This is a genomic window from Shewanella sp. (assembly GCF_013214165.1).
Lineage (GTDB): Bacteria > Pseudomonadota > Gammaproteobacteria > Enterobacterales > Shewanellaceae > Shewanella.
Genome location: NZ_JABSSM010000039.1, coordinates 1 through 16,385 on the forward strand (window position 1 = coordinate 1; position 16,385 = coordinate 16,385).

Here is a 16,385-nt window from a genome sequence, read left to right on the forward strand (position 1 = left end):
CAGAAGTGAAACGCAATCGCGCCGATGGTAGTGTGGGGTCTCCCCATGTGAGAGTAGGTCATTTCCAGGCGCCTAATAAACGAAAAAGCCCGTTGCTAACGCAACGGGCTTTTTTCGTTTAGGCCTGACTCTTTGTTGCAAGAAGTGACCGAACGAACATGGGGAATATAGATAGCGCATGCGAAGCATGCATCCTTTCATGTGATAGGTAGAGATTTGCTCCTGCAATCTCGACACTTCCCACATCCATGTGGGTCGTAGGGTGAAGGGCCTGCGCTTATCAAGCGTAGCTTGATGCTGGGTTGGTAGAAAAACGTTCCAGACATTTTCTACATTCCTCACATCCTTGTGAGTCAACGCGGAGAGCTCGCTCGAAGCTGGGCCATTGGAAGGCGCCTCTGCTCTTTGTTTCCGTATTCAAAGCGCCGTAATTTCATCCCCATGTGTCCACTTCGTGGATCGAGTAGGGTGAAGACCTTGCGCTTATCAAACGTAGTTTGGTGCTGGGTCGGAACGCGGAGGATTTATCCGAAGCCGGGCCATTGGAAGGCGCCTAATTTCTCGTAAAGAGAGTCGATAAAGCCCGTTGCTAACGCAACGGGCTTTTTTCGTTTAGGCCTGACTCTTTGTTGCAAGAAGTGACCGAACGAACATGGGGAATATAGATAGCGCATGCGAAGCATGCATCCTTTCATGTGATAGGTAGAGATTTGCTCCTGCAATCTCGACACTTCCCACATCCATGTGGGTCGTAGGGTGAAGCGGGGGTTGTTGGCGAAGCGCAGCTTTGCGCTGGGTTGGTAGAAAAACGTTCCAGACATTTTCTACATTCCTCACATCCTTGTGAGTCAACGCGGAGAGCTCACTGATATGCTCATCGGTAACTGATCCGTGGGTTATATCAATCGAATAATTTTATTTTGATAAGAGTTCTACAAAGCCATTAACGGCGATCTTGCTTAAACAAGAATGTACCAGTTCTTTCGCTATTTCGACCCTATCAGCCTCAGCGTAGCATCTGAGTTCAGGCGCATTACCTGAGGGGCGTAAGTGGATTATTCTGTTGTCTTTTAGGGTTATGCGTAAGCCATCTGTGCAATCAAGGCTTTGAATTAATTGTTCTTCAAATCCCAAGGCATCGAGTAGTCGGTTTGGATCTTCTTGCCCTAGAGTCAAGATGATTTGGCTGCGTTCTGTGGGGAAGTTTTTTATACGGTCGCTATATGTCACTCTTTTGGGGAGTGAGTCGACTAAGGCTGAAATAGTTTTGTGCCTAGCCTCTGCAAAAAGCATTAATGCTGGTAAGACGGCATCTCGAGTCGGCAGAGCCTTAAGTGTGTGTTGCTTGATTCTCACATCGCTGCCGAGCAAGAAGCCCCCGTTGGCTTCAAAACCTGCGATTGTTTCATAATTTTCTGCCAGAGTAGAAAACTCAGCAATGACATAGGGCGAGCCAATTCTCGTTCGTTTTACATGAGAGAAGTATGCACTGCTGTCGATGACCGTATTGCTATTAACCGGTATTGCGAGTGCCTCTATGTGCAGCGCGTTGGCACAGAGTAAGCCTAAAATATCCCCCCGCAGCCAGGTACCACTCTCATCGGCTACGAGGGGACGGTCGCCATCGCCATCGGTTGAGAATATGGCATCGAGAGCATATTGTTTTGACCAGTTGCGCGCCTTAGCTATGTCCTCATCGGATACCGCCTCGGTATCTATGGGTACAAACTCATCGCTTCGCTCTAACGCTATGACCTCGGCGCCCAGTGCCGAGAATATCTTCGAATATAAGTCTCGGCCCGCACTCGAGTGCTCATAAATACCAATACGCTTGCCGGTGAGCAACGCAGCATTAAACAATGATGTGTAGCGTTGGATATAAAGTCTTGCAGCATCCGGGTTCACAGCAAGGTTAGGTATGTCTTCGAAGGGGGAAAATTTTGCCCGAGTACACAAGATCTCTTGCTCATCAGATTTGCTGATTTCTCCATCGGGGCGATAGAACTTCAAGCCATTACGATCAAATGGAATATGACTTCCAGTGACCATGATACTAGGTATCTTATCTTGCATTGCGGCATATGCTAGTGCGGGTGTTGGAACTACGCCATAGTAAATCGCTTCGATACCTAAGTGCTCCAGCGCCTTGGCACAGGCCATAGCCATCCGAAAGCTGCTGGGGCGATTATCAATAGCGATGGCGACATGGTTAAAAGTGAAGTCTTGTCGCTGAGTCGCGACAAATGAGTGGGTGAAAGCCGCACAAACTTCATTGGTAAATTGAGTAACCAGCCCACGAGCACCGCTGGTGCCAAAGGCTATACCGCTATTTCTAATCACATCAGAACTCAATAACATCAAAAATCCTATAGGTGCAGTAAGCACTCTCCCATGAAGATGGTATGGCTTTTCTTTACCTAGCTTCGATACTAGAGGTTCCAATATTGAAGCTAACAGCTTAGAAAGCTGGCCAGTGTCTACACCTGTTCATCTTTGCGGCCGTAGCGGTCTTCAAGGCGGACAATATCATCCTCACCCAGATAGGACCCAGATTGTACTTCGATCAGCTCTAACGGGATTTTACCTGGGTTTTCAAGGGCGTGAATAGTGCCTATGGGTATGTATGTTGACTGGTTTTCTGTTAATAAAATCTCTTGGTCACCGTTAGTTACTCTTGCGGTACCGGATACCACGATCCAATGTTCGGCTCTGTGATGGTGCATCTGAACTGATAGCTTAGCGCCTGGATTTACGGTGATGTGTTTCACCTGAAAGCGCTGACCGTGATCTATGGAGTCATATTTACCCCAGGGGCGATATACTTCACGGTGGTGCTGCCATTCGCTGCGTTGGTTTGCTTTTAATTGTTCTACAATTTTTTTAACCTGCTGAACTTTGCTCTGTTTCGAAACTAAAATCGCATCTTTCGTTTCAACGATTATCACATCTTCGAGGCCTATGGTAGCCACTAGCTTGTCGGTAGCGTGAACATAGGAATTTCTGGTATCTATGCTAAGAACATCGCCTTGAAAGGCATTGCCGTCACAGTCCTTATCTTGCACTTCCCAAAGTGCAGACCAGCTACCTACGTCACTCCAGCCACAATCCATGGGAACGACCACAACTTTATCTGAGCCTTCGCTACTGCACAGAGGCTCCATCACTGCGTAATCGATAGAGATATCCGGGCATGCCTCAAATGCAGCTTTATCCACTCGTAAAAAGTCGAAGTCCTGGGCTGTATTGGAGATGGATTTTTCACATGCCGCATAGATTTCCGGGCTATGAATTTTAAGCTCATCTAAGTAGCGACTGGCTTTAAACAGAAACATGCCACTGTTCCAATAGTAGTTCTTGCTATCCAGATAAGCTTGGGCCGTCGCCAGGTTGGGTTTTTCCACAAACTCTGCCACACAATAGCCTGCGCCTTTCCCATAGATATCGCCGCGTTTTATGTAGCCATAACCGGTTTCTGGTGTGGTGGGCACAATGCCGAACGTAACCAGCTTGCCAGCTTGAGCAAATTCAGTGGCCGTTTTAACGGACTGACGAAACGCTTGTTGATCTTTAATCAGGTGATCGGCTGCTAGCACTAACAATAAGGGATCATCATTATTTTTAATCGCGGTTAATGCTGCCAAGGCGATAGCCGGAGCCGTATTACGCCCTACAGGCTCAAGAATAATCCCGCTATTGGGGATCTTGTTGGCTCGAAACTGCTCTGCAACTGAAAATCTATGTTCTTCGTTACAGATCACCATGACTGGAGCATGTTCGATCCCCTTGAGGCGCATAGCGGTGCTTTGTAGCATAGAGCTATCACCATTCAAGATGAGAAACTGTTTGGGGAACATTTGTCGTGACAAGGGCCAGAGCCGTGAACCTGCTCCACCTGCCATTATTACAGGTAAAATCATTTTTTCTCCGAAAATAACAATTAAATCTGTTTAATTAGAGTCACATGTTCATTTTATTATAGTTACTGCAAAAACAATTTAGCAGGCTTATTTTTATTTTGTCTCATTTGTTATGGAACCATAGACGCAAGTCACGAGCTGGATGTGCTGAAAGACAGGAAGGTGTGCAATCGATACGGCTTGTACGGGTGTAATAAAAAATTTAAAAACGGTTTCTTACCTGGAAGCGCCATTCCCAACTGTTTACTTCTATTCCAGAGGTGAAAGGGAGGCTGAGGTCTATGTGAGCCACGTTACCGTAACTCGAGCGAGATGAATAAATCCTTGCGCCTATGCCTATGCTGCCTATAGGACTCGATACTTCATTATTTTCATCGGGCCCGCCAAAGGCCTGGCCTACATCGACAAACGCAGCCCAGCCAAGCTCGGCGAGCTGATATAGGTTAATATTTGGATAGTTACGGATCTCTGTGGTAAATAACCATTGTTTATCACCATGTTGGTAATCGTTAGGATAGCCACGTATACCCGTGTCATCGCCCAGGGCAAAGGTTTTATCTAGATAGTTATTCTTAGATGTACTGAGTCTGGTCTTAACGTAAGCTGTCCACTTGGGGCTTATCTGATAGAAGTATTCAGCCAGCATGTTTACCTTATAGAAGTCTTTCTGACTGGTGGAAAATACACCCGAACCGTCGAATTCCAGCAAGAGAAGCTCTGCATCGGCCTGATAGCCACGAGTTGTTTTCCAATTAAGGTGGTAGCCAAAGGGAGAGCCGTCCTCGATATCTCGGGTTTCTAGGCCGAATTTAACGTAATGATGCCAGCCCAAGTTAAAGTCTTCGTTATAGTTGATAAAGTAGATATTGTTCAACACCTTGAAGTTATCTTGCAAATACTCATAGGCGATCGAGGGGTAGAGGAAATCCCGGTCTTGGGGGACTTCTGAGTCGGGATATTTCTCAGTTTTGGCAAACTGGCTTTTATCTTGGGTGATACCTGCGATGATACGATTGCGAGAGTTGTCACTCATACTCACCCGCCAACCATACGTCAGGCTATTAAAGTTATCATGCTGTTCAAACTCATTGATGTCCATTCCATTTCGCCTAAGGGTATCGATTCTGAGGTCGTCGCTGTACATGGCCGAATACATATCTTTAGTGTCTAAGGTATAGAAGGGTTTGTTGAAGTAAACTTGTGTCGCCTCTCCGTCGCTATTGTCTTGATAGTTAAAGGCGACTTTTGAGTGCTTGATAAAGCTATCCAGCGGGGCTTCCAGCGAGATTTTATAGCCGCTTCTATCGGCGTCTGATTGGTACTTAAGTCGGGTGCGTATCCCATAGCCGAGCAGGTTATCTTCCTTTAAACCTATTGAATATTTACTCTCACCGCCGCTATGACTCAGACTGAACGTCGGTAACAGCGACCAGTTATCCCAAGTTTCAACCAAGAGTGTCTCCCCCTCTTCGCTAGTATCTGAATCGGGCTTTTTTTCTACCAGACTGACTTTCGCGTCGCGTATGTAACGGGCGTATCTTAGTAGCCTTTGGGCTTCATCGAGATCTTTCTGTGTGACTCGATCGCCGGCCTCTAAGTTTAATTTATTGAGAATGACATGTTCACGGGTATTGATATGCAGGTAATTGGCCCAGCGATGGATAAAGAAGGCATCGGGATCTGATTCGTCGAAGATGGAATTACTGGAGACCACTATTTTGCGGATGAGTTTCTTGTGGGTGATCTTTGGGCTGGTGTCCGTTCGAGCAAAAGCCCCATCGTCAGTCTGTATCGAAGGTTCATCTGATGATGTTTCAGTTAATCTTGAATCGTCTCCTCTACCAGGCATGCTGGCCATAAAGCAGACAAAAAACAGAGATAAATTCGACGCGCATCTCATCATATTAGAGGCCTTTATAATGCCTTAGTATCTTAATTAACGCTTTGGGGTTACAAGTTAATAACACACGCCAGAGAGGAGTTAGTCAAGGTAAGAGATGAAATATGTGGGTGATTTTACATAGATAAAAACGTGAGTGACTAATGTTAAATCGATATAGATACTGGATTAAAGCCGGAGTTGGGCTGGCTTGAACTGATTGCGGGAAATTCTCAGCGCCAAAAACTGGCTTTAGCGCTGAGTATGATTAGGAGTCGATGCTGAATCGATCTCTAGAGTGTTCTTCGCGGAGACACGGCAACATTGGCGAAGATGAGTCCGGCAATGAGCGACATAAAGATCAGAAAAATCTGGCTACCTATGTGCGATTGATTGAGCATGGTCTCACCTAAGATAAGCGTATTTAACCCTATGTAAGTTTTACTGCCGGGGACTAAGATCACTATGCCTTGCAGCAGGGCGATAGATGCTGGTGCCTTCATCCAGCGGGCAAATAAATTGGAATAGACACCCACGGCGAATGCGCCGAAGAAGATGCCGATGGAATCCCCGAGGTAGATGCTACCTAACATGGATGAGAAGAATGCGACTATGCCGGCGAGTATGCCCCAAGGGGCATCTTTCATGCGGGCCTTGAAGATGATCACCAATGCCATAGAAAGAATAGGCACAGCCGACCATATCGCCCATTGGGGTATAGGGGCTGGCTCGAAGCTGATGGCGTCGCCGAAGATAGCAGTGCCTACCACCATGCCCAATATCACGCCGAAATAGAGTTTAAACAGCAACATGCAGGCATCCATGATGCGTGCAGTGCCCGAGATCAGATCCCTGGCGGCGAGTTCTGCCATGCCTAATGTCAGCGCGAGTCCTGGGATAAAGATGATGATGCCCGAGAGGATCACCACAGGGATATTAATATTGGGATCGAAATGTGAGATAGCCGTCGCCGAGATGGCACAGAGGATGGCGGCTAAGGGTTCAAGCATCTCGGCCATACGTTTGGAGCGCTCGGCGCGGTAGACCAAACTGTAGACCATGAGCCCCAGCATTGCCGACCAGAATACATCATTCCAACTGGTGCCCATCAACATAGCAAAGGCACCTGCTGAACTGCCGTAGGCCAGTAAAGTCTGCTTGGTGCCATAGGGATTTGGCTTGTTTGCTATCTCTTCGAGGCGCTCTAATGCCTCGGTTAGCGTACGCTTACCCGAGACTAATTCTTCGACCAGCTCATCGGTACGAGCCAGAGAGCCAAGGTCTAATTCACCTGGATTGACTCGGGCGACATGGTGATATTCTTGATCTGTATCGTGCTGCAGTACAAATGTCATCGTCGTTGGCGAAATAAGAAAATATCCCTCTATGCCAAGCATGCTAGAAACGGCCTGAAGGTGGGCTTCCAGTCGATAGGCCGGTGTACCAAACTTATGCAACGACTTACCTAACTTGATTATAAAACGTCGTTTCTCAAGAAATTCTTCGTTGTTCACTAGCGTGGTCCATTTGTGATTTAAATATTAGGGTGTTTAGGCGAGCGCATATTAACCTAGTTTGTGGGGAAAAGGTTAATCGACTGGAAAATATTTACTTAGGCTCAATTAGTGGTAATGCTGGTTTATCAAAACCCATAGCGCAAGTAAAAAGGATGGCATATGTCAGTGGTTATTTCGGGTCTGTATATTAGTTTAACGGCGATATTAATGGTGGCATTGGCCATGCGGGTGGTTAAGTTACGTCGAAAACATAAGATAGGCCTAGGTAGTGCGGATAATAAAGAACTGCAACTCGCCACTCGAGTCCATGCCAACCTGATTGAGAATGCACCGATCGCCATGGCCTTGCTGTTGGTGGCGGAATTGAACGGCCTCTCAAGTATCTATCTTCATCTGCTCGGAATGGTCTGGATCATAGGACGCATCTTACATGCCGTGGGGCTGACCAGAGGCAGAGGAGGGTATCATCTTGGGCGGTTCTGGGGCGGCCTGCTCACTTGGTTAGTCATGTTGATATTAGCCATCGCTAATATCACTCAGTTTTCTCTGGGCTCGATGGGCTATTTAAGTTAAGTATGAACTCGTTAAGTGAGCGGTGACCAAGTCAGGCATTGGGCATCATAGAAAGGACACGCTAAAGTGCCCAACCTTGAGCCAAACCTATGCCCCTACTTATTTTAATGGTAATGACTTTTTTCGTCTCAAGCCTAACTTTCTTTACACTTGTTCGTTTTTTGTTCGCCTAGATGGTCTCTCCCCTGCTATACTCCGCGTCCCATTAGTGGGCGCGAATATTCTATTCTCACCGTTTGATAGTCAGGCTTTATTACTCATGCAAGTTGAATCTACCTTATTTACTCATCCCAAATATCGCTCTGAGCAAACGGAGGCGGCGCCATTTCTGCCTATGTCTCGCAAAGAGATGAAGAAACTCGGGTGGGACAGCTGTGACATCATCATAGTCACAGGCGACGCCTATGTGGATCATCCCAGCTTCGGCATGGCCGTGATTGGACGCATGCTCGAGTCTCAAGGTTTCAGGGTAGGTATCATCTCGCAGCCAGATTGGTCTAATAAAGAAGACTTCATGAAGCTGGGCAAGCCAAACCTCTATTTCGGGGTGACGTCGGGCAACATGGACTCGATGATCAACCGTTATACCGCCGAGCGTCGCATGCGTCACGATGATGCTTATACGGCAGGCAATATAGGTGGTAAGCGCCCTGATCGCGCCGTAACCGTTTATACCCAGAGGTGTAAGGAAGCTTACAAGCAGGTGCCAGTTGTCATAGGAGGCATAGAGGCCAGCTTGCGCCGCATGGCCCACTACGATTATTGGTCTGATAAGGTGCGCCGCAGTGTGATCTTAGATGCTAAAGCCGATATTTTAGCCTACGGTAATGCCGAGCGTCCTCTGGTGGAGATCTCCCATCGACTGGCTGCGGGTGAGTCTATCGCAGATCTGCACGATATTCGCGGCACCACAGTGATACGTAAAGAGCCGCTCGCCGAATGGAAGGGCATGGACTCACGCAAGATAGATCAGCTACATAAGATAGACCCCATTCCTCATCCTTATGGCGCCGATGATGTGGGCTGTAAGAACATGTCCGGTCCATCGGATGTAAAAATATTCGATAATGACGCACCCAAGGCCATCAGCGTACAGGCTCCTAGGCCTAAGCCTTGGGAGAAGACCTATGTGTTATTGCCAAGCTTCGAGAAGGTCTCGACAGACAAATACCTCTATGCTCACGCGTCTAGAATTTTGCATCAGGAGCAGAATCCGGGCTGTGCCCGCGCCCTATTTCAGCGTCATGCCGAACGTGCCATCTGGATAAACCCTCCTGCCTGGCCGTTAAATACCGACGAGATGGACGGTGTGTTTGGTCTACCCTATAAGCGGGTGCCACACCCTTCATATGGTGACGACAAGATCCCCGCTTATGACATGATCAAGACCTCGATCAACATCATGCGTGGCTGTTTCGGTGGCTGCTCCTTCTGCTCCATTACCGAGCATGAAGGACGTATCATTCAGAGTCGCTCCCAGGAGTCGATCCTAAATGAGATCAAAGATATTCAGGATAAGGTACCAGGCTTTACCGGCGTCATCTCAGATCTTGGTGGCCCGACGGCTAACATGTATCGTCTGGGCTGTAAGAGCGTCAAGGCCGAGAAGACCTGTAGACGACTCTCTTGTGTATTCCCCGCTATCTGTGGTCATCTAGATACCGATCATTCGGCGACGATCGATCTCTATCGAGCGGCCAGGAATGTTCCCGGGATCAAGAAGGTACTCATCGCCTCGGGTGTTCGTTACGATCTGGCTACCGAAGATCCCCGTTATGTGAAAGAGCTGGCGAGCCATCATGTGGGCGGCTATCTCAAGATCGCTCCCGAGCATACCGAAGACGGTCCGCTCAACAAGATGATGAAGCCGGGCATGGGCAGTTATAATAAGTTTAAGGAGTTGTTCGACAAGTACTCCAAGGAAGCGGGTAAGAAACAGTATCTGATCCCTTACTTTATCTCGGCGCATCCGGGCACGACCAACGACGACATGGTCAATCTGGCGCTCTGGCTCAAGGGAGAGAAGTTTAAACTGGATCAAGTGCAGAACTTCTATCCATCGCCGATGGCGAACGCGACCACCATATACCATACCGGACTCAACTCGCTGAAGAATGTGAAACACACCAGTGAAAAGGTGACAGTGCCGAAGAAGGGACGTCAGCGTAAGCTGCACAAGGCCTTGCTGCGCTACCACGATCCGGCGGGTTGGCCTATGATCCGTGAAGCCCTGATTGAGTTGGGCAGAGAGGAGCTGATCGGCAACAGCCCCAGCTGTCTGGTTCCCACCGAGTCGCGCCATGAACGAGAAGCCATGCGTAATAAGGGGAAGGGCGGAGCGAATGCCGCTGACAACAACCCCTCTGCCGGTGGCAAGAAGGCCTTTACCCGCTTCTCTGAAGATCAGTTTGCCGACAGAAAGCCCAAGAGCAAGGCTGGCAGCTCTTCCAATAAGCAAGGCAGTAAAGCATCTGGCAGCCAAGGGAATAGCGAAAGTGGCCAGCGGAAACGTCCGGTGAAGAAGAATGTTTGGGGCACCACACCTAAGCATCAAAGATAGCGCGGTTTGAGCCTGTGCTAGCTCAATAAGCCGAAATAAGGGAATATCATGGATATTCCCTTATTTGTATCTAGGAGCTAAAGACGGCTGATAATTCAAACCCGGGTCAGCATGTATATCGAACGCTTAACGTTGGAATGTCAGCTGCGGAGTAAAAAGAAGGGCGATTATCGAAGAAAATAGCCCTTAAGTTAAAATTTATCTGCTTATGTTAGACTATCCGTCACAAATTGACGGAGATCATAATGACAACAACAAAATATTCACAGCTTGTACGCTTGCTCACTACGACCTCATTGATTGCCTTGCCAGCTCTGGCGACGACTTCGGAACAGGATGCCTTCTTCGACAGCATAGCCGCCCATTGTGGCAAGGCTTTTGAGGGAACTGTCACTGCCGGTAACTCTGCGGACTCGGCTTTCAGCGGCAAGAAACTCATCATGCATGTGCGCGAGTGTAGCGAGACTGAGCTTAAGGTGCCGTTTCATGTGGGCGGCGATCACTCGCGCACCTGGGTGATCAGCAAAACCCAATATGGCCTACATTTAGCTCATGATCATCGCCATAAAGATGGCACTGCAGACAAGGTGACCATGTATGGCGGCATGACCGCGAACATGGGCAGTGCTGAGCAGCAGTCTTTTCCCGTCGATGCTTATTCAATCAATAACTTCAGAGAAAACGGTCTAGATGTCTCTATTACCAATGTGTGGCACATGTATATTGAGCCAGGAGAGTTTACTTACCGTTTGACCCGTGAGGAACGTGATTTCAGAGTGGATTTTGATCTGACTAAGCCGATAGCACCACCGCCGGCGCCTTGGGGACATGAATAGCTAACCTTCGAATGAAGGTTGATCACATTTTCTGATTTAGCTTCTGGCTGAGTGGGTATTGGGGAGTGTGTTTGAAGGTTTAACCTTCATTGCAATCTACCGCCTGTCCGGCGAGGAATGTGCAGATACTTCTGCGAGACGCCGTGAACACTTCCATGTGGGCTCTGCGGTTTCATCCCTGAAACCGAAGCTCGCAGCCGCATCTACACTCGGTTATTTGTCTCTTCGATTTAAGAATATTTGTTAGTTCACTAACACGGATATGCCCCTTTATGTGTTAGCGCCGGCAATTCGTCCAATACAGCACTAAGCTCTTTGCAATACTTTTTCTCATCAGTCGGAAAGGTAAGTGTTTCTGTTTAGCGACAACCTCTTAGTTAACCAGTGTTTGTGTTTTTATACAGTATTATTGGTTTTGTGCGGATAATCTCCAAATTATGCACAATCAGTTCGCGGTTTGCTATTGAGTGAAAAGAAAAAGAAGAGTAAATTCAAACAACTAAAAACGGGCATTCTCGGTTTGCAAGAGATACTAGGCAAGCAAAGTGTGCATTCTCGTTTTTCCAGAAGGTGTGTTTGGACTAATCGTTGTAAATGTTTATAAATGAGACGACTATGAGTATACGCCTTGACTGGTCTAACCTGATAAACGCGCAAGGCGTGTATACAACAGGGTGAACGCATGAACGTTTTTCGAACACCACCTGAGTGTTTTACCACCCAGCATTGTATGATAAATATTTATCGGAGTCTGATCGCAACATATTCATGTATGGTAATCGAGCGTAAAGAACAAAATCCACACGCACATGCGGTTGCCCTGGTGTATACAAAAGTTAGCTGAATATTCATAGGGAGTTACATGTTGCAATCAGATCGCTCAATTGAAGACTTTTTTAATCCTAAAGTATTACGTCATCAACTTATATCTGCATCTTTATATGTGCTTTTTTATGAATCATTCAAAGAAGAACTGATTGATAAGCTTAAATTTTATTATAGCCTTGGCAGTCAAGAAACAGATGATTATAAGGAAGATGTCAAAAGCAGAAATAAGAGTCCTATATACGCCACATTAGATTGGTTTAAGTATATGGGAGCAATTGATGAAGTTGATTTACAGCAATTTGAAAAAATAAAGAAATGTAGGAATAAATTAAGTCATGAGTTACATAGTTTAATTGGGGCATCAGGACTCCCCGACGATTTTGATGAAAGCTTTGCTCTTTTATTAAGCTTTAAAAGCAAAATATATCATTGGTGGATTATAAATGTTGAAGTTGCAAGTGATCCTGAATATATGGGGAAAGAAATAAACCCCGATGATTTTACTCACGCTTCTACATTAATGGACAAAATGATGATAGATATAGCTCTAGGAACTGAAGAAGAATCAAATCAATATCTAAAAATGTACCAACTTTGGAGTAAAAACAGCTAATACGGGTAGCCGGAGGTATCTAGCCTCCACACCACCCTGCATGCGGCTCCGCACACGACTGAATGGATTCAGGAGGTAGAGCAACGCAAGAGCTTGTTGCCGAGGGCGGTTCATTTGGAACGCCTAACCTAAGCTTTCTAGTTAGGGAGCGAATTAGGGCCTTGGATAAACTAAGGTACTTTTTCTAATCAATGTCAGATTAATTAGACTCAATACTCTAACAAGCTTTTGTCCAGAAACTTGTTACAAACCAGTAGAGCTGAAATCGAAGAGATAAACACTTAGGTGTGAACGCGGCTGTGACCTTCGACAGCAAGGACGCTGTCGCAGAGGCTATAGGGACATACTTGCGCCGTGTCATAGAAGTGTTTGCACATTTGGCGAGCCGCAGGCTATAGATTAAATTGAAGCTTACTTATCCAAAAATCATCCAAAAATATAATCAGCCCAATGAACCCACAACAGATATTTCAGTAACTTGTTATCCGACAAGTAAACAAGCTTTTGTCCAGAAGTACGTTACGAACCGTAAACTTCAATCGAAGAAATGAAGAACCTGATGTAGATGCAGCTGTGGGCTTCGGTTTCAAGGATGAAACCGCAGAGCGGCCAGGGATGGCTTTACAGCGTCCTACAGAAGTAGCTACATGTGAGGTTACTCATTCACATCCTTGTGAACGTGACATTCGTAAATCCATTTACAGCACCTGCTGCAAGCAATAAACACCAATGACGCTATGGTACTTAGCAAGCTAACCAAAGACCAAACCTGCCCAATGAACCCAGCTCAAAGGATATTTAAGAAACTTGTTATCCGACAACAAATTGCAGAAGTTCCTAGGGCCTAGGAACTTCTGTTGCTACTTATCTTCGAAGGTAAATGACTGTCCCGCCAATGCGGCTTCGTACATCAAGCCACCCTTAGCTAAGGTATAAACCGTCATGCCATTGATGTAGGACGCCTTGGCGGCAGACTTACCGGCACTGCTTGAATTACCTGTGGTACCGGCCTGGGCATTGACACCGATTGTGATAGCAACGGCCGATGCCTGAGCACCAAATTCGAAACTTCCCTTGGTAAACTCATCGTAGGCTTTGGCATCTTTGAAGAAGATGATCTCGCTATAGGCTTGACCGCCAATCTGGAATCCAATGGATATCTGAGTCAGGCTGGTATCACCTGTGTAGGCATTGCCTTTATACACTCGCCCCTTGCCGTATGCGGCGCCGATGCCGAATCCAGCTTTGCCCACGGTAGGAAATATGGCGTAGCCGTAGGCGTTATCGAAAAACTTATGGGTATCTTGGGCCTGCTTGAAGTTGGCTACTGTCTCAGCATAGCTTTCATCGGCTAGGGCGACTTGAGACATGAGCAAACTGGCGACAAGGGCGCATGAAGTGGCCATGATAGAAATGAATTTTTTCATTTTTTACTCCGTTTCGAAAGTGATAACTGCTAGTACAGCATAACCATCAATCGAGGAAAATAGAATGCTATAAAGGACAAAAGCGCCTAAAAATAGGCGCTTTTGTCTTACTTGTCAGCTTATGTTCAGGCTCAAATCTGCATGGTGTCGCCCGCTTAAGCCTTGAGCCGTTAATCGACAGCCTTGCCCAGAACATAATGTTCGAACCACTTCTGATCCCATTCCATCTTGGCTTTTCTGTGCTGATACTTGCTCAGTCCATGGCCTTCATCCGGATAGACGATGAGTTCAACCGGCACATTCAGGTAGTGCTTGAGGGCACGGTAAAGACCTTGTGCATGACCGGCGGGTACGCGTTGATCATTTTCACCTATATGGATCAGCGTCGGTGTCTTTATCTTGTCTGCATGAGTCAGTGAAGAGCCATGGGTGTAAGCATCTGGCTTCTCCCAGGGCAGGCCTTGCATAAAGTTGACTACATGACCTGGGGTGTCTTCCAACATCCATTGCAGGCGTTGGTCGAATACACCGGCACCTGAGCTGGCCGCCTTGAAGCGGGTGTTTGTGCTGATGATGGCGTTGGTAAGGTAACCACCATTACTCCAGCCCATCACGGCCATCTTATCGCCATCGACAATGCCGTCGGCAATCAGCTGATCGACGCCTGCCATGATATCTTTGACTTCGATATCATGCTCCTTGCCGACCAAGTCGGTTAGGAATTTATCGCCGTAGCCAGTAGAACCGCGGTAGTTTGGCGACAGTAGCGCCCAGCCTTTTGCAGTAAATGTCGAACGACCATAGGATCTGTGTTGCAGTGCATAAGGTGTGGCTGATGTGGGGCCACCGTGGATCTGCACGATTAACGGCAGGGGACCGTCTTCTTTCTTGTATCCGGCGGGTAGATCTAATATCCCCTCGACACTCGTTCCATCTGGTGCCTGCCACTTAACTATCTGGATCTGCGGTAATATCCAGCTATCGACCTGAGGGTTGATATTGGTTATGCGTTTATATTTAGCCCGTTTGCTATCGGCGTCGGCGATAAACAGATCATAGAAATGCTCCCGTCCATTGTGGCTGAAGGCGAGCTTCTTGCCATTATGGCTGAAACTGTAGCTGCCAATGACCAGATCTCCTTTGATCACTGTACGGGTGTCGCCCTGCTCACCGTCGTCCACCTGGGTACAGAACAGCTTAACGCGGGCATGATCGGCGCCGCGATAACAGATCTCGTCACTATTGGGACGCCAATGGATATTGGCAGCGCTCAAGGTCACATCATCGGGGCGGGTGATCTCTAGCAAGGAATCTTTTGCGGTATGGCTGACGAAGAGTTTGCCCGGATGTCCATCGAAGTCGATTCTAAAGGCGAGTTGTTGATTGTCACTGTGCCAGTCTAAGCCGAGTAACCAGCCGTAGGGTGATGGGGCGTGCTCACGCCATGCCGTGTCTGCCAACACCTTATGAGTCTTGTCCTTAGTGTCGTAGACTTCTATATTCGACCAACCTTCCAGATTAACTAGCTCATTATCTGATGTGGTAATACGGGCTATCTTGCTGCCATCGTTATTGACACTAAATTGCCATACTACCTTGTCATCGTCTAATAGCAGCTGCTGTTTAAAATGCTGCAGATCGAGTTTATATAGCGGGTTGGTCTTACGTTCACCATGGGCATATTCAGGTTTATCATGGCTGGCGCGCATGCCAGCCCATAGATCTTCATCTTTAACGGTTTTACTGGTCAGGAAGTAGAGGCTGTGACCATCACTGCTCACTGAGAAGGCGCTGACACCTTCGACTTCCTTGGTCATAGGTACGGCTTCACCGCCATTGTGATTTATTCTGAAAACTTGTTTCTTGCCGTTGAAGGGGGCCTTCTTATCCTCATGGGAGATCTTACCTAAGTAATAGATGTAAGTGCCATCTGGACTCCACTGTGGGCTAGACTCGCTCTCATTAGTAAAGGTGAGTCGTGTTGTCTGGCGGGTCTTAGTATTGACTGTCCATAGGTCTTGTTGAGATTTATCTAATGCTTTGTCCCAACGCGACTCGAGCCAGAGTGCCCGTTTACCGTCAGGGCTAAGCTGCACACTGCTCATGGCACCGATATCGAAGAAATCATCTGTGGTTATCTGATGGCTTCGGTCCGATGCCATTGCATATGATGTGGTAAACAGGAGGCCCGCAGTGATCACTGCAAGCTTAGAAATTGGATATGCCTTTCCCATC

Annotated in this window: 10 protein-coding genes; 4 read left to right on the forward strand and 6 right to left on the reverse strand. The window is 47.2% G+C overall.

Annotated elements, in window-relative coordinates:
• Nucleotides 1–915: 915 nt before the first annotated feature.
• The 4 genes from HRU42_RS12515 to HRU42_RS12530 all read right to left on the reverse strand — a co-directional run bounded on the left by HRU42_RS12515 (nt 916) and on the right by HRU42_RS12530 (nt 7,310).
• Nucleotides 916–2,358: a phosphomannomutase gene (locus tag HRU42_RS12515; protein WP_295031595.1), complete on the reverse strand. Its 1,443-nt coding sequence runs from the start codon at nt 2,356–2,358 to the stop codon at nt 916–918.
• 119 nt (nt 2,359–2,477) lie between these two features.
• Complete coding sequence (locus tag HRU42_RS12520) at nt 2,478–3,917, reverse strand: mannose-1-phosphate guanylyltransferase/mannose-6-phosphate isomerase (protein WP_295031597.1); 1,440 nt, start codon at nt 3,915–3,917, stop codon at nt 2,478–2,480.
• Between the two features lie 202 nt (nt 3,918–4,119).
• A complete protein-coding gene (locus HRU42_RS12525; RefSeq protein ID WP_295031599.1) occupies nt 4,120–5,820 on the reverse strand; it encodes a hypothetical protein in 1,701 nt (566 codons plus the stop codon).
• Between the two features lie 269 nt (nt 5,821–6,089).
• A complete protein-coding gene (locus tag HRU42_RS12530; RefSeq protein ID WP_295031601.1) occupies nt 6,090–7,310 on the reverse strand; it encodes a threonine/serine exporter family protein in 1,221 nt (406 codons plus the stop codon).
• A 162-nt stretch (nt 7,311–7,472) separates the two neighbouring features.
• On the opposite strand from HRU42_RS12530, the gene HRU42_RS12535 reads away from it, so the two are divergent.
• The 4 genes from HRU42_RS12535 to HRU42_RS12550 all read left to right on the forward strand — a co-directional run bounded on the left by HRU42_RS12535 (nt 7,473) and on the right by HRU42_RS12550 (nt 12,723).
• Nucleotides 7,473–7,886, forward strand: a complete 414-nt coding sequence (locus HRU42_RS12535; RefSeq protein WP_295031604.1) for an MAPEG family protein — start codon at nt 7,473–7,475, stop codon at nt 7,884–7,886.
• Between the two features lie 259 nt (nt 7,887–8,145).
• Nucleotides 8,146–10,446: a YgiQ family radical SAM protein gene (locus tag HRU42_RS12540; RefSeq protein WP_295031605.1), complete on the forward strand. Its 2,301-nt coding sequence runs from the start codon at nt 8,146–8,148 to the stop codon at nt 10,444–10,446.
• 245 nt (nt 10,447–10,691) lie between these two features.
• Nucleotides 10,692–11,282 (forward strand): hypothetical protein, encoded by a 591-nt coding sequence (locus HRU42_RS12545; RefSeq protein ID WP_295031607.1) that lies wholly within the window; start codon nt 10,692–10,694, stop codon nt 11,280–11,282.
• An 862-nt stretch (nt 11,283–12,144) separates the two neighbouring features.
• Entirely contained in the window at nt 12,145–12,723 is a 579-nt protein-coding gene (locus tag HRU42_RS12550) for a hypothetical protein (protein ID WP_295031609.1), read from the forward strand.
• An 860-nt stretch (nt 12,724–13,583) separates the two neighbouring features.
• On the opposite strand, the gene HRU42_RS12555 is transcribed toward HRU42_RS12550, so the two are convergent.
• Together HRU42_RS12555 and HRU42_RS12560 are read right to left on the reverse strand one after the other, a co-directional pair.
• Complete coding sequence (locus tag HRU42_RS12555) at nt 13,584–14,150, reverse strand: lipid-binding SYLF domain-containing protein (RefSeq protein ID WP_295031611.1); 567 nt, start codon at nt 14,148–14,150, stop codon at nt 13,584–13,586.
• 170 nt (nt 14,151–14,320) lie between these two features.
• On the reverse strand, nt 14,321–16,384 hold the full coding sequence (locus HRU42_RS12560) for a S9 family peptidase (RefSeq protein WP_295031613.1): 2,064 nt from the start codon (nt 16,382–16,384) through the stop codon (nt 14,321–14,323).
• Nucleotide 16,385 lies beyond the last annotated feature (1 nt).

What these genes read in the sequence shown, in the direction of transcription:
- HRU42_RS12515 (WP_295031595.1), bottom strand. Translation starts at nt 2,358, where the DNA reads ATGTTATTGAGTTCTGATGTGATTAGAAATAGCGGTATAGCCTTTGGC.
- HRU42_RS12560 (WP_295031613.1), bottom strand. Translation starts at nt 16,384, where the DNA reads ATGGGAAAGGCATATCCAATTTCTAAGCTTGCAGTGATCACTGCGGGC.
- HRU42_RS12555 (WP_295031611.1), bottom strand. Translation starts at nt 14,150, where the DNA reads ATGAAAAAATTCATTTCTATCATGGCCACTTCATGCGCCCTTGTCGCC.
- HRU42_RS12545 (WP_295031607.1), top strand. Translation starts at nt 10,692, where the DNA reads ATGACAACAACAAAATATTCACAGCTTGTACGCTTGCTCACTACGACC.
- HRU42_RS12535 (WP_295031604.1), top strand. Translation starts at nt 7,473, where the DNA reads ATGTCAGTGGTTATTTCGGGTCTGTATATTAGTTTAACGGCGATATTA.
- HRU42_RS12550 (WP_295031609.1), top strand. Translation starts at nt 12,145, where the DNA reads ATGTTGCAATCAGATCGCTCAATTGAAGACTTTTTTAATCCTAAAGTA.
- HRU42_RS12520 (WP_295031597.1), bottom strand. Translation starts at nt 3,917, where the DNA reads ATGATTTTACCTGTAATAATGGCAGGTGGAGCAGGTTCACGGCTCTGG.
- HRU42_RS12525 (WP_295031599.1), bottom strand. Translation starts at nt 5,820, where the DNA reads ATGATGAGATGCGCGTCGAATTTATCTCTGTTTTTTGTCTGCTTTATG.
- HRU42_RS12540 (WP_295031605.1), top strand. Translation starts at nt 8,146, where the DNA reads ATGCAAGTTGAATCTACCTTATTTACTCATCCCAAATATCGCTCTGAG.